This is a genomic window from Streptomyces sp. NPDC034103 (assembly GCF_055575395.1).
The window spans coordinates 399837-413679 of sequence record NZ_JBVISS010000005.1; the positions used below are offsets into that span (position 1 = coordinate 399837).

General features: G+C 71.4%; 13 protein-coding genes. 6 read left to right on the forward strand and 7 right to left on the reverse strand.

Annotation, left to right across the window (positions count from 1 at the left end; genetic code table 11):
- Window positions 1-62: 62 nt before the first annotated feature.
- Both ACZ56U_RS13585 and ACZ56U_RS13590 read right to left on the reverse strand, forming a co-directional pair.
- Window positions 63-920: a PHP domain-containing protein gene (locus ACZ56U_RS13585; protein WP_469084178.1), complete on the reverse strand. Its 858-nt coding sequence runs from the start codon at window positions 918-920 to the stop codon at window positions 63-65.
- A 213-nt stretch (window positions 921-1133) separates the two neighbouring features.
- Window positions 1134-1775 carry a DUF6758 family protein gene (locus ACZ56U_RS13590; protein WP_469084179.1) on the reverse strand — a complete coding sequence of 214 codons (642 nt, stop codon included), beginning with the start codon at window positions 1773-1775 and terminating at the stop codon, window positions 1134-1136.
- A gap of 159 nt (window positions 1776-1934) precedes the next feature.
- On the opposite strand from ACZ56U_RS13590, the gene ACZ56U_RS13595 reads away from it, so the two are divergent.
- The gene (locus ACZ56U_RS13595; RefSeq protein WP_469084180.1) at window positions 1935-3158 is read left to right on the forward strand and encodes an MFS transporter; all 1224 of its coding nucleotides are present in this window, start codon (window positions 1935-1937) and stop codon (window positions 3156-3158) included.
- 30 nt (window positions 3159-3188) lie between these two features.
- Here ACZ56U_RS13595 and ACZ56U_RS13600 read toward each other — a convergent pair whose 3' ends face one another.
- Window positions 3189-3773 (reverse strand): suppressor of fused domain protein, encoded by a 585-nt coding sequence (locus ACZ56U_RS13600; protein ID WP_469084181.1) that lies wholly within the window; start codon window positions 3771-3773, stop codon window positions 3189-3191.
- 512 nt (window positions 3774-4285) lie between these two features.
- Between ACZ56U_RS13600 and ACZ56U_RS13605 the strand changes: the two genes are divergently transcribed.
- Both ACZ56U_RS13605 and ACZ56U_RS13610 read left to right on the forward strand, forming a co-directional pair.
- On the forward strand, window positions 4286-5404 hold the full coding sequence (locus ACZ56U_RS13605; RefSeq protein ID WP_469084182.1) for a magnesium and cobalt transport protein CorA: 1119 nt from the start codon (window positions 4286-4288) through the stop codon (window positions 5402-5404).
- Between the two features lie 23 nt (window positions 5405-5427).
- Window positions 5428-5940, forward strand: coding sequence for a hypothetical protein (locus tag ACZ56U_RS13610; protein WP_469084183.1), 513 nt, complete (start codon window positions 5428-5430; stop codon window positions 5938-5940).
- Here the strand turns inward: ACZ56U_RS13610 and ACZ56U_RS13615 are convergent, their stop codons facing one another.
- Window positions 5941-6696 carry a hypothetical protein gene (locus ACZ56U_RS13615; RefSeq protein ID WP_469084184.1) on the reverse strand — a complete coding sequence of 252 codons (756 nt, stop codon included), beginning with the start codon at window positions 6694-6696 and terminating at the stop codon, window positions 5941-5943.
- Window positions 6697-6870: 174 nt separating this feature from the next.
- Between ACZ56U_RS13615 and ACZ56U_RS13620 the strand changes: the two genes are divergently transcribed.
- Genes ACZ56U_RS13620 through ACZ56U_RS13630 form a run of 3 tightly spaced genes read left to right on the forward strand, consistent with a single transcriptional unit; the run spans window position 6871 to window position 10007 of the window.
- On the forward strand, window positions 6871-8154 hold the full coding sequence (locus ACZ56U_RS13620; protein ID WP_469084185.1) for a magnesium transporter MgtE N-terminal domain-containing protein: 1284 nt from the start codon (window positions 6871-6873) through the stop codon (window positions 8152-8154).
- Window positions 8144-8830: a DUF1003 domain-containing protein gene (locus ACZ56U_RS13625; RefSeq protein ID WP_469084186.1), complete on the forward strand. Its 687-nt coding sequence runs from the start codon at window positions 8144-8146 to the stop codon at window positions 8828-8830. Before ACZ56U_RS13620 ends, ACZ56U_RS13625 begins: the two co-directional genes overlap by 11 nt.
- A gap of 43 nt (window positions 8831-8873) precedes the next feature.
- Window positions 8874-10007, forward strand: a complete 1134-nt coding sequence (locus tag ACZ56U_RS13630; protein WP_469084187.1) for an Mrp/NBP35 family ATP-binding protein — start codon at window positions 8874-8876, stop codon at window positions 10005-10007.
- 65 nt (window positions 10008-10072) lie between these two features.
- Here ACZ56U_RS13630 and ACZ56U_RS13635 read toward each other — a convergent pair whose 3' ends face one another.
- The 3 genes from ACZ56U_RS13635 to ACZ56U_RS13645 all read right to left on the reverse strand — a co-directional run bounded on the left by ACZ56U_RS13635 (window position 10073) and on the right by ACZ56U_RS13645 (window position 13743).
- The gene (locus ACZ56U_RS13635; RefSeq protein WP_469084188.1) at window positions 10073-10729 is read right to left on the reverse strand and encodes a hypothetical protein; all 657 of its coding nucleotides are present in this window, start codon (window positions 10727-10729) and stop codon (window positions 10073-10075) included.
- Window positions 10730-10992: 263 nt separating this feature from the next.
- On the reverse strand, window positions 10993-11427 hold the full coding sequence (locus ACZ56U_RS13640) for a sec-independent translocase (protein WP_469084189.1): 435 nt from the start codon (window positions 11425-11427) through the stop codon (window positions 10993-10995).
- A 171-nt stretch (window positions 11428-11598) separates the two neighbouring features.
- The gene (locus tag ACZ56U_RS13645) at window positions 11599-13743 is read right to left on the reverse strand and encodes a S1C family serine protease (protein WP_469084190.1); all 2145 of its coding nucleotides are present in this window, start codon (window positions 13741-13743) and stop codon (window positions 11599-11601) included.
- Window positions 13744-13843: the final 100 nt, after the last annotated feature.

The following is a 13843-nucleotide window of genomic DNA, read 5'->3' on the forward strand; positions in this document are numbered from 1 at the left end:
AGAAGGACGTACGGGTGGGCGCGGGGAACGGCCCTCAAGCCGAGGAGGCGTGCGGACCGGTCTCAGGCTCCGCCGGTCCCCGGCACCGGGAAGGCGCCGGTGGCGCGCCGGGTGATCTCGCCGTAGACCTCGGGATCGGTGCGGTACTCGCCGAGCGTGACGGTCTTGCGGCTGCCGTGGTAGTCCGAGGAGCCCGTGACGAGCAGTCCCAGATCGGCGGCGAGCCCGCGCAGCGCGGTGCGGGTGGCGTCGTCGTGGTCCATGTGGTCGACCTCGATGCCGTCGAGCCCGGCCGCTGCCATCTCGGCGATCGTGGACTCCGGCACGGTGTGCCCGCGCTTGCTCGCCCCCGGGTGCGCGAAGACGGTGACCCCGCCCGCGGCCTTGACCAGCCGGATCGCCTCGAAGGGGTCGGTCTCGTGCTTCTCCACGTGGGCCCGGCCGCCGTCGGCGAGCCAGTCCTCGGTGAAGGCGTCGCTCACGGTCGGTACGACCCCGAGTTCCACGAGCGCGGTCGCCACGTGCGGCCGTCCCACGGACCCGTCCCCGGCGATCCGCATGACCTGCTCCCAGGTGACGGGCACGCCCAGCTCGTTGAGCTTGCCGACCATGCCCCGCGCCCGAGGCACCCGGTCGTCCCGCACGAGTTCCCGCTCGGCGAGCAGTTCCGGCTCCTCGGGGTCGAAGAGGTAGGCCAGCAGGTGCAGGGACACCCCGTCGACACGGCAGGACAGCTCGGCCCCGGTCACCAGCGTGAGCCCGGCCGGCAGCGCGGCGATCGCCTCGGCGTACCCACGGGTGGTGTCGTGATCGGTGAGGGCTACGACGTCCAGCCCGGCAGCGGCGGCGTTGCGCACCAGCTCAGCGGGCGTGTCCGTCCCGTCGGAAGCCGTGGAGTGGGTGTGCAGATCGATACGCACGACACGAACTCCAGACACTGACGGGACGCAAGGGGACGCTCAAGGATAGCCGCACTTCCAGCCCTTCCTGTCACACCCCAAACCCGTGAGCACCCTTTACACACACCGCCCCAGGGGCGCGGGGAACCGCGCGATCAGCCACGACGAAGCCGCAGCCGCCCGACAACGCAGGGCACCCCACCCCTCAGCCGCCACGGCTCGGCAAGCGCAGCGCTACGGCTCCAGCAAGCGCGGCGACAGCGCCCCGCAGGGGACCAGCTCCACCTCGGCCCCCGCGTCCCGCAGATCCGTCAGCACCAGCTCGTCGTACATCAGCAACCCGGACTGCTCGGGCCATACGACCGCCCACAGCCACAGTCCGAGCGCCTCGCCCGCGAACACCGCGCGGTCGTCCGGGACCCCGGCGACATGCCACAGCGGAGTGGGTCGGCCGGCGGCCAGCACCTTGGCCTGAGGAGGCTTCTCGACGTTCATGTACGGCCCCGGGTCCGGTGCGTCGATGCCCGCGTACCGCGCACCGAGCCCGACCCCGAGTTCCTCGGCGACCAGGATCAGCTCCCCTATGCCGCCGAGCGGCCCGGGTCCCGAGCAGGCCACGGCCGTGGCGCGCCCTCCGCTGCGGTCGTCGCCCGCGCAGGTCACGCCCGTGAACAGCCAGCCGACCGGCAGGGGCCACGGCATCCAGACCGGTACCTGCGTGCGGTGCACCACGACGCCGAGAGCCTCGACGCTGGGCGGGATCACCGGCTGGAGCGGATGCACCGTCCCGTGCACATCGCACTGCCAGGTGTCGGCGAAGAGTCCGGGAGCCCTGACCCGGCCACCACACTTCGGGCAACTGGGTTCGCCCCTCATAGAGCCCCACGGTCCTACCCCTGCCGCCTCCCGTCAAGGACGATCACCCGTCCGGGCGGAAACGTCCGCACGGGAAACTAGATGTAGTTTGCATTATTTAGCTGCCCTAACTTACTATGTGTATATAGCAACCATCCTCTCGCCGGAATTGGAGAAACCATGGACGCCTTCGACGCGGGGGCAGGCAGCCTCCTGCGACAGCCCAAGGCGGTCTGGGCCACGGCCGGCGCCTCCGTCGTCGCCTTCATGGGCATCGGCCTGGTCGACCCGATCCTGCCGTCCATCGCTCAGGGCCTCGACGCCACGGCCAGCCAGGTCTCCCTGCTCTTCACCTCGTACTTCCTGATCACCGCGATCGCGATGCTGGTCACCGGCTTCGTCTCCAGCCGCATCGGCGGCCGCAAGACCCTGCTGCTCGGCCTCGCGCTCGTGGTCGTCTTCGCGGGCCTCGCCGGCACCTCGGGCTCGGTCGCCGAACTGGTGGGCTTCCGCGCGGGCTGGGGCCTGGGCAACGCCCTCTTCGTCTCGACGGCCCTCGCCGTCATCGTCGGCTCGGCGGCCGGCGGCAGCGCCGCGGCGATCCTGCTCTACGAGTCCGCGCTCGGCCTCGGCATGGCGTGCGGGCCGCTGCTGGGTGCCCTGCTCGGCGACGCCAGCTGGCGCTACCCGTTCTTCGGCACGGCCTTCCTGATGGCGGTCGGCTTCCTGTGCATCACGGCGTTCCTCAAGGAACAGCCGACGCCCGCCAGGAAGACCTCGCTCCTCGACCCGCTCAAGGCCCTCGGCCACGGCGGTCTGGCCTCCGCCGCCGTCTCGTCGTTCTTCTACAACTACACGTTCTTCACCGTGCTGGCCTTCACCCCGTTCGTCCTGGACATGACCCCCTACAAGTCGGGGGCCGTGTTCTTCGCCTGGGGTGTGCTGCTCGCCGTGTTCTCGGTGCTCGTGGCGCCGCGCCTCCAGGAGCGGTTCGGCTCGCTGAAGGTGCTCGGCGGCTCGCTGGTCCTGCTCGCCGTCGACGTCCTCGTGCTCGGCTACGGCGACCACACCACGGCGATCGTCTGCACGATCCTGTCCGGCGCGTTCATCGGCGTGAACAACACGGTCTACACGGAACTGGCGCTCGGCGTGTCGGACGCGCCACGCCCGGTGGCGAGCGCGGGCTACAACTTCGTGCGCTGGTTCGCGGCCGCCGCCGCGCCCTTCTTCGCGCCGAAGATCGAGGAGTGGACCGACATCCACATCCCGTTCGTGGTGGCCGCGGTCACCGCGCTCCTCGGCGCGCTCGTGGTGGTCGTGCGACGCAAGGCACTCACTCACGAGGCGGCGGAGCTGGAGTCGAGGCACGCCACCGAGGACAGCGTGGCCGTCTTCGCCAACTGACGGCCTTCAGGCACTACTTGGTGACCTTGCTCACCCCAGCGGGACGGACGTGCGGGACGGATCCCGCAGGTCCGTCCCATGCGTCAACCAGCGCTCCTGGAGGGCCTGGGCGCCATGGACGCGCTTCCAGGCGGCCTCGTTCGGGGTCATGGGCAGCAGCGGCAGGAAGTGCACCGGATCCATGGGGTCGTCGAGCTCCAGGTCCTCGACCAGGCCGCCGGGCTCGGCCACCAGCACCGAGGTGAACGGGGCGCCGGGCCACAGGGGTTCGCCCACGTCGAGGGAGGCGCCGGGGGCCACGACCACCCCCTCGACCTGCGGGGACGCGGCCAGCACGGCGAGCGGGCGGAGCACCTTGTCGGTATCCGCCAGACCGCCCCTGACGGAGAGGACCAGCTCGGCACGGGGACCCTTGACCGGGTCGGCGAGCATCGCGGTGGGGTCGCCCATCGGCTGCGCGGACATGCCGAGGGTGGCGTAGCGGACGACGTCCCCGTCGCTGAAGCGGAGCACCTCGATACGGTCCGTGCCCAGGAAGGTCACCGCCGCGCGCGCGTCCGGTTCGCCCAGCGCGTTGCGCAACCGGGCCTCGACCAGAGGAAGAACATCTGCCATGCCGCGAGCATAGAACTCGTCAGTACCGGGCAAAGCAGCGCCTTGACACTTCAGCCGGCTGGTACTCTGGCCCGGTCGTTCGGGGCAGCACGCAGAAGCGTCGCGATCGAGTCCCGACGCCAGTGAGACTCCCTTGCGGGAATGGATCGTCCCTTACGAGGGACCGGCCGGAGGAGGTGGGGCTGTCATGGATCGAAGTCACCCGTGCAGTACCACTCGCTCTTCCGCCCAGTGAAGTGAAGTAGCTGATCCAGCTCCGGCTGACCGCCGCCTCTCACCTTCGCGCCTTCGTCATCGGAAGAGCACTTCGTCTCGTTTTGCCTGATCTGTTTGATCTGTATCAGCAGCGAAACCCGCCACCGCAATGGTGCGGTGCTCCCCGCTTTGTGGACGTGCCAAACATCCTTCCCCTGTTTTCGAGGGCGGGAGATCCTCCTCGTCAGGACGTCCCCATTCCGGGCAGTTCCACCCGTTGAAGCGGCTTTTCGTTGCCTGTCGCGAAGGAGCCCGCCATGTCGATGATCCGCGACCTGCGTGCCGTGGTCCGTCCCTCCCGTGTCTCGCTGCGCAAGAGCAGCAGCGCCGACTACGACACCACCCGCGACCCCGGCACCCCCTCGGCCGTCGTCGACTGCGCCGTCTACCGCGACGGGGCCCGCGTCCAGACCCCCACGCCGCTGGCGCCGCACGAGGCGATGCGCCAGGTCCGCCGGGACGGCGGTTTCGTGTGGATCGGGCTGCACGAGCCGACCGAGGCCGAGTTCTCCGGTATCGCAAGCGAGTTCGGGCTGCACCCGCTGGCGGTGGAGGACGCGGTCCAGGCCCACCAGCGGCCCAAGCTGGAGCGCTACGACGACTCCCTGTTCACCGTCTTCAAGACCATCCACTACGTCGAGCACGACGAACTCACCGCCAACAGCGAGATCGTCGAGACCGGCGAGGTCATGTGCTTCACCGGACGGGACTTCTTCATCACCGTCCGGCACGGCGGGCAGGGCTCGCTGCGGGCCCTGCGCCATCGGCTCCAGGACGACCCCGAGCTGCTCGCCAAGGGCCCTTCGGCGGTGCTGCACGCCATCGCCGACCACGTCGTCGACGGGTACATCGCGGTCGCCGACGCGGTGCAGGACGACATCGACGAGGTGGAGACCGAGGTCTTCTCCCCGGGCCGCAAGGGCACGCCGCGCGGCACCGACGCCGGCCGGATCTACCAACTCAAGCGTGAGGTACTGGAGTTCAAGCGGGCCGTCTCACCGCTGCTGCGTCCCATGCAGCTGCTGAGCGAGCGGCCGATGCGACTGATCGACCCCGACATCCAGAAGTACTTCCGCGATGTCGCCGACCACCTCGCCCGGGTCCAGGAGCAGGTCATCGGCTTCGACGAACTCCTCAACTCCATCCTCCAGGCCAACCTCGCGCAGGCGTCCGTCGCACAGAACGAGGACATGCGGAAGATCACCTCGTGGGCGGCCATCATCGCCGTACCGACGATGGTGTGCGGGGTGTACGGCATGAACTTCGAGCACATGCCCGAACTGCACTGGCGGTACGGCTACCCGGCGATCATGAGCGTCACGGTCTGCATCTGCCTCGGCATCCACCGCACCCTCAAGCGCAACGGCTGGCTGTGAGGCCGCCTCGCTAGGCTGGGCGCATGACAAGCGAGCTGCTCGAGAAGGCCCTCGTCGAGGAGGCCACCAAGAAGTCCGGCCTCATCTGGGTCCGGGGCCCCGAGGGTCCGGCCCGGGCGCTGTGGCACGTGTGGCACGAGGGCGCCGCGTGTCTGGTGGGCGACGGGCCGGGCGAGCAGCCGCTGCCGGGACTGGCCGACGGCGCCGGGGCCGAGGTGACGGTCCGCAGCAAGGACAAGGGCGGTCGGCTCGTCACCTGGGCGGCGAGGGTCGTTCAGCTGACCGCCGGTTCGCCGGCCTGGGAGGCGGCGGTCGCCGAGCTCAAGGGGAAGCGGCTCAACGCGCCCGACGGCGAGGCGATGACGGAGCGTTGGGCGCGGGAGTGCCGGGTGCTGCGGCTGGAGCCGACGGGGTCCACGTCACCGTTGCCCGACGACTCGCTGGCCGAGGCGCCCCTCCCCACGGCGGCCACGACCCGGCAGCCGATCCCCGCCGGGCTTCCCCGGCTGCTGCTGAGGAAGCGCCGGCGCGGGTAGTCAGGACGTCGGCAGCTGCTTGCCGTAGTCGACCGTCTCGTCCTTGTCCGGCTCCTTCAGCGTGAAGGGCCTGCCCCAGGCCGAGAAGGTCAGCGTGCCCGCGCCGCCCGCCCGTTGCAGGCGCAGCGGGTACGGCTCGCCCTCCAGGGAGACGTCGAGCCGGCCGCCGGAGCCGTCGTCGCCGGTGATGCGGATGGTGCGGGTGCCGGACTGCTCGTGGTGGCCGTCGGTGGACAGCTCGCCGTGCAGGGTGAGCAGACCCGCCAGCAGGACGTCCTTGTCGGTGAAGCCGCTGAACTTCTTGTACGAGGGGTCCGCCTGCGGCACCTTCACGAACTTGCCGTCGAGCTTCTCCGCGGCGGCCGTGTCCGTGGTGCCGTCGTCGTCCTCGCCGTCCTCGTGGCTCCAGAACTCCGCGTCGGCCTTCAGGTAGAGCTGCTCGCCGATGCGCAGGAGGCCGAAGGTGGCCCCTTCGGAGGTGACCGATCCGCTGGCGCCGTCGGACTTCAGACGCATGTCGAGTTTGTAAGTGCGCCCGCTGGTGACCACGTTCCCGGAGAGACGCACCGCGTCGGCGGACCGGGCGGCCGCCTTGGTCTTCGTCTGGATCTGGTCGGCCGGCAGCTTGCCGACGCCGTTGGTACCCGCGTCGGGGTCGTCACCGCACCCCGTCAGGCCCGTTCCCGTCACGACCAGGGCGCACATCGCACCCACGAGTCCGATCCGGCGGTTGCGGCCCTGGGGAATCGCAGTCACAGGTGGGCTGCCTTTCTGGCGAGGGTCCATCGGCGGCGTACCGCAGAGTACCGGTGCCCCGGTGGCCGGACGGAGCCAGTCCGTCCGGACCCCCCACCAGGGCGTGCCGCATCGGGACGGGCTAGCCTGAAGCCCACCCGAGCGGGCAATTCAGCGCGAACAGGAGGCGCAGGGATGGCAGGGGGTGTCCCCAGGATCTTCGTCTCGCACCTCTCCGGTGTCGCCGTCTTCGACCCCAACGGCGACCAGGTGGGCCGGGTGCGGGACCTGGTCGTGATGCTGCGCGTGGGCCGCAGGCCGCCGCGCGTGCTCGGGCTGGTCGTCGAACTCTCCACCCGGCGCCGTATCTTCCTGCCCATGACCCGGGTGACCAGCATCGAGTCCGGCCAGGTCATCACCACCGGTGTGCTCAACGTCCGCCGCTTCGAGCAGCGGCCCACCGAGCGCCTGGTCTTCGGCGAGCTCCTGGACCGGCGGGTGACACTCGCCGAGGCCGGTACGGAGGTGACCGTCCTGGACCTGTCCGTGCAGCAGCTGCCGGCCCGCCGGGACTGGGAGATCGACCGGGTCTTCGTCCGCAAGGGCGGCAAGGGCGGCGCGTTCCGGCGCAAGGGCGAGGCGCTGACCGTGGAGTGGTCCGCGGTGACCGGCTTCTCCCTGGAGGAGCACGGCCAGGGCGCCGAGAACCTCCTCGCCACCTTCGAGCAGCTGCGCCCCGCCGACCTGGCCAACGTCCTGCACCACCTCTCCCCCAAGCGGCGCGCGGAGGTGGCCGCCGCCCTCGACGACGACCGCCTCGCCGACGTACTCGAGGAGCTCCCGGAGGACGACCAGATCGAGATCCTCGGCAAGCTCAAGGAGGAGCGGGCCGCGGACGTCCTGGAGGCCATGGACCCGGACGACGCGGCCGACCTGCTCTCCGAGCTCCCCGAGGATGACCAGGAGCGGCTGCTGAGCCTCATGGAGCCCGCCGACGCGGCCGACATGCGGCGCCTGATGTCGTACGAGGAGCACACGGCCGGCGGTCTGATGACGACCGAGCCGATCGTGCTGCGGCCCGACGCCACCGTCGCCGACGCCCTCGCCCGGGTCCGCAACGCCGACCTCTCCCCCGCCCTCGCCGCCCAGGTCTACGTCTGCCGTCCGCCCGACGAGACGCCGACCGGCAAGTACCTCGGCACGGTCCACTTCCAGCGCCTCCTGCGGGACCCGCCGTACACCCTGGTCAGCGCGATCATCGACGACGACCTCCAGCCGCTGGACCCGGACGCCGAGCTGCCGGTCGTCGCCGGGTTCTTCGCCACGTACGACATGGTCGCGGCGCCCGTCGTGGACGACTCCGGGTCGCTGCTGGGCGCGGTGACGGTCGACGACGTGCTGGACCACATGCTCCCGGAGGACTGGCGGGAGACGGAGTTCCACCTCGACGGGAGCGAGGTGAGCCCGCATGACGCCTGAGCGGCGTACCACGTCCAAGCGGCGCGCGACCCCCGCGCGACGTACCCCTGCCGAACGCCGGCACGCCGCCGAGCGGCGCGCGGCCGCCGAGCGGGAGGCGGCCCGTGAGCGCACCCCCGCGGGCGCCACGGCCACCACCCGCCCGCGCGCCCGCCTGGACCAGCCCCGGTCGCCCCGGCGGCGGCTGCTGCCCGAGTGGGACCCGGAGGCGTTCGGCAGGCTGTCGGAGCGCATCGCGCGGTTCCTCGGCACGGGACGGTTCATCGTCTGGATGACGGTCGTCATCATCGTCTGGGTGCTGTGGAACATCTTCGCGCCGGGCGATCTGCGCTTCGACCACTACCCGTTCATCTTCCTGACCCTGATGCTGTCCCTCCAGGCCTCCTACGCGGCCCCGCTCATCCTGCTCGCGCAGAACCGGCAGGACGACCGGGACCGGGTCAACCTCGAACAGGACCGCAAGCAGAACGAGCGGTCGATCGCCGACACCGAGTACCTGACCCGGGAGATCGCCGCCCTGCGAATCGGACTCGGCGAGGTCGCGACCCGGGACTGGATCCGCTCCGAACTTCAGGACCTGATGAAGGAACTCGAGGAGCGACAGAACGGGCACGGGCCCGGGCACGGCGTATTCCCGGCAGAACGGTCGCCGGGACGTGACGTAGAAGACCGCTGACCGGCATCCCGGGGGTGCCTCGGGGCGCCGTACCATCGTGCCTATGGCTACGGAAGACGCGGTGCGCGAGGCACTGGCGACGGTGAACGACCCCGAGATCAACCGCCCCATCACGGAGCTCGGAATGGTCAAGTCGGTCGACATCGGCGCGGACGGGGCCGTCGCGGTCACCGTGTACCTGACGGTCTCCGGCTGTCCGATGCGCGAGACGATCACGCAGCGCGTGACCGACGCGGTCTCGGCGGTCGAGGGCGTCAGCCGCGTCGACGTCACGCTCGACGTCATGAGCGACGAGCAGCGCAAGGAGCTGGCGACGGCCCTGCGCGGCGGCCAGACCGAGCGCGAGGTCCCCTTCGCCAAGCCCGGCTCGCTCACGCGCGTGTACGCGGTCGCCTCCGGCAAGGGCGGCGTCGGCAAGTCCTCGGTGACGGTGAACCTGGCGGCGGCGCTCGCCGCGGACGGTCTGAAGGTGGGCGTCGTCGACGCCGACATCTACGGCCACTCCGTGCCGCGCATGCTGGGTGTCGACGGACGGCCCACCCAGGTCGAGAACATGATCATGCCGCCGTCCGCCCACGGCGTGAAGGTCATCTCCATCGGCATGTTCACCCCGGGCAACGCACCCGTGGTGTGGCGCGGCCCGATGCTCCACCGCGCGCTCCAGCAGTTCCTGGCGGACGTGTACTGGGGCGACCTCGACGTCCTCCTCCTGGACCTGCCGCCGGGCACGGGCGACATCGCCATCTCCGTCGCCCAGCTGGTCCCGAACGCCGAGATCCTGGTCGTCACGACCCCGCAGCAGGCGGCCGCCGAGGTCGCCGAGCGGGCCGGCGCCATCGCCGTGCAGACCCACCAGAAGATCGTCGGCGTGGTCGAGAACATGTCGGGCCTGCCCTGCCCGCACTGCGACGAGATGGTCGACGTCTTCGGCACGGGCGGCGGCCAGACGGTCGCCGACGGGCTGACGAGGACCACGGGCGCCACCGTCCCGGTCCTCGGCTCCATCCCCATCGACGTCCGCCTGCGCGAGGGCGGCGACGACGGCAAGCCGGTCGTCCTGAGCGACCCGGACTCCCCGGCGGGCGCGGCCCTGCGGGCCATCGCGGGCAAGCTGGGCGGCCGTCAGCGCGGCCTCGCGGGCCTGTCCCTGGGAATCACCCCGAGGAACAAGTTCTAGCTCTTCCCGTACGACGAGGGGGCGCCGTCCGGCTCGGACGGCGCCCCCCTCGTCGTACCCGCGCGCTACGCGTAGGCGCTGATGTCCTTGATCATGGCGAAGCCGAGCCCGTACGCACTCATGCCTCTCCCGTACGCCCCCACGTGCACGCCCTCCGGCGTGGACCCGGCGAGGACCCACCCGAACTCGGACTCGCGGTAGTGGAAGGGCGTCGGTACCCCGTCCACGGGCAGGGACAGCGTCGACCAGTCCGAGCCGTCGAGGTCGTCGGCCAGGGCCCACGCGGTCTCGGTCTGCTGGTCCAGCCAGTCATCGCGCAGCGAGTGGTCCATCTGGCCGGGCCAGGTGAAGGACAGCAGCCCCACACCCGCGAGCCACGCCGCCGAGGAGACCGAGGTGGCCTCCAGCAGGCCCGTGCCGTCGGCGCTCCGCCGGGACGGGTTCGCCGCGACGGTCACCACCACCGCGAACTTCTCCTTGTCCTCCGACGCCTCGTTCCGTACGGAGGGCTCGTCGCCGTGCCCGATCGAACCGTGCTCGACGGCACCGTCGGCCGCCGTACCGACCTGCATCAGCCAGCGCGGCCCCGTGAAGGCCTCGTCGAGGCCGTACCACGGGAAGGGCGCCCGCAGGTAGCCGTCGACCGTGCGCCGGGCGGAGGGAACCTGCTGTCCGCCCTCCGCGGCCGACGCCTGCGCGACCGCCTGACTCGTCGTCTCCATGTGCCCGGACGCCTCCTTGTTCCTCGTCGGTCCGGAACGGCCCGCCCCCCATTCGGGCGACTCGTCCGGTCCGCACAACAACTCGGCAGCATAGCCACCCCACTGGGACCAGCAGGGAAAGCGCCCGGCGCGCGGGGCGTCCGGGGCATCGGGTTCAGGCCCCGCGAGGGGGGTCCGGCGTATGAGACGCGTCACGTACGACGGAGCCGCACGTCACTGACGTGCGGCTCCGGTGCGGCTGTGCGGCTGCGGGGGTACGGCGCTCAGGTGGCGTCCGCGTCGAAGACCGGGCGGTCGTCCTTGCCGTCGCCGTCGGGCTTCTTGGTCATGTCGATCCGGCCGTCGGAGGACGCGGCCGAGGACGACGAGTCCGTGTCGCGGCTGTGGACGGCATCGGTGACCTCGGCCATCTCCTTCTTCAGGTCGAAGCCGTTGCGGATCTCCTTGAGCCCCAGCTCGTCGTTGTCCAGCTGCTTGCGGATGAACGTCTTGGGGTTCAGGTCCTCGAACTCGAAGTCCTTGAACTCGGGGCCGAGTTCCGAGCGGATGTCCTGCTTGGCGCTCTCCGAGAACTCGCGGATCTTGCGCACGGTCCGCATGACGTCCTGGATGACCTTCGGGAGCTTGTCCGGACCGAAGACGAGCACGGCGAGGACAACGAGCGTGATCAGCTCGAGCGGTCCTATGTCATTGAACACCTGAAGCTCCTTGCCATGTCCGGGCCGGGTCCACGGTACCCGGCGATCCGGTACGACCGGTACTGTCCCGGGCCCCCCGAGTGGGCGCACCTGAGCGGTTTTGAGGGTTTTTTGCCTTGTGGGACGGGGTGAGCGGGCGCGCCTGTGAGCTTTGTGTCAATCGCCGGGCCCTCAGTCGCCGCCTGAGGAGCCGAGCACCAGGGAGATCGTCAGCTCCTTGCCGCCGCGCTCCACGGTGAGCTCCAGGCGGTCGCCGGGGCGGTGGGCGCGGGTCTTGACGATCAGCTCCTCGCCGGAGTGGACGCGCTGTCCGTCGACCTCGGTGATGACGTCGCCCGCCTTGATCCCGGCCGTGTCACCGGGGCCGCCCGTGTTGACCGCGGGGCCGCCGTCGTTGCCCTGGGTGCCGACCCGGGCGCCGTCGCCGGAGTACTCCATGTCGAGGGTGACGCCGATGACCGGGTGGGTCGCCTTGCCGGTGTTGATCAGCTCCTCGGCGACGCGCTTGGCCTGGTTGACGGGGATGGCGAACCCGAGCCCTATGGACCCGGCTTGGCCACCGCCCTCCTCGGAGCCGCTGTCGGCGGAGCGGATCGCGGAGTTGATGCCGATGACGCGGGCCTCGGAGTCGAGCAGCGGCCCGCCGGAGTTGCCGGGGTTGATGGGCGCGTCGGTCTGGAGGGCGTCCACGTACGACACGTCACTGCCGTCACCGCTCTCGCCGCCGGCGGTGATGGGCCGCTCCTTGGCGCTGATGATCCCGGAGGTGACGGTGCCCTCCAGGTCGTAGGGGGCGCCGATGGCGACGACCGGGTCGCCGACCTGGACGCTGTCGGAGTTGCCGAGGGCCATGGGCTCGAGCCCGCTGACACCGGTGACCTTCACGACGGCGAGGTCGTAGCCGCTGTCCCGGCCGACGACGGTGGCCTCGGCGGTGTCCCCGCTGTGGAAGGTGACGGATATGTCGCCGTCGGCCCCGGCGGGCTCGACGACGTGGTTGTTGGTGAGGATGTGACCCCGGTCGTCGAGCACGAAGCCGGTGCCGGTGCCCTGCTCCTCGGCGCCGCTCACATGCAGGGTGACGACACTGGGCAGCGCCCGCGCGGCGATCCCCGCCACGCTGTCCGGTGCCCGTCCCGCGGGCTCGGCGTCGGCCTGCGGCAGCTCCACGTCCGCCATCGCGCCGTTGCGCTCCAGATACGCGCCCACGGCCCCGCCGACGGCCCCCGAGACCAGCGCGAGCACCACGGCACCCACGACGAGCAGCTTCCGACCACGCCCACGCCGCCCGCCCGGGACGGGGGCACCGGTGCCGGTCTGCTGGAGGGGGACGGGAGTGGGGATGGGGACGGGGGCCCAGGGGTCGTAGTTCCGCCAGGGGTTGAGGGGAGGCGGGGGGTCGCCGTGCGGGGCGGGGGCGGCCGCGGCTGGGGTGGGGGCGGTGTGCGCCGGGGTCGGGATCGGCGTCGTCGGCAGGGCGGCGCCGTGCGGGGGCGCCGTCACAGGGTGCAGGACCGGCGGCGCCGGGGCCCAGGGACCGGGTTCGCCGTACGGCGGGGTGCTGTAGGGGTCGGGGTCGTGCAGGGGCTTGGGGCGCTCGCCGGGGGTGGGGGTGGCGGTGGCGGTGGCGGTGGCGGTGGCGGTGGCGGTGGCGGTGGCGGGAGCCTTGTCGGGGACCTCGGGTGCCTCGTGGGTGCCGGTCGCGGGGGCCTCGTCCGGGACTCCGGCGGCATCGGCGTCGGGACGGGACGGCGAGGGCCCGTCTGGGACCCCGGCGGCATTGGCATCGGGACGGGACGACGAGGGCCCGTCTGGGACCCCGGACGCATCGGCGTCGGCAGCCTTGTCGGGGATCTCGGGCGCCTCGTGGGTGCCGGTCGCGGGGGCCTCGTCCGGGACCCCGCCCGCGTCAGCGTCGGCACGGGACAGCGAGGGCCCGTCCGGCGCCGGGGAGGGCGGGGACGTGGGCAGGTCCAGCTCGAAGTCGCCGGATCGCGGACCGGCGGCATCCTCCGGTGCCCGCAGCTCGAAGTCGCCTCCGGAACGCGTCGCGGCGGAGCGCCCGACGGCGATGTCGGTATCGGGATCGACGGCGGTGTCGGTCACCGCCTGGGGCGGCCTCGTGTCGTAGGCGGCGTCGCTATCGGTGGCCGCGTCGGTCACCGCCTGGCGCGGCGTCGTGTCGGCCGGCTCGCCGCCGACCGTGTCCTCGGGCCGCCGCAGCTCGTAGTCCCCGTCGGCGGTCACGCCCCGCGCCGGTCCCTCCGGGCGCGGTCGGCTCCACCACTTCGCCCTCGTGGGCTTCCCCTCGTTCATGCTCTCCCCACAGCCAGGGCCTGGCCGGCACGTCGGCCCCGTTCACCTGTGCCGGTCAGGCACGTCGCCACGGCCACGGCACCTGGTCTGCCGGACAGGC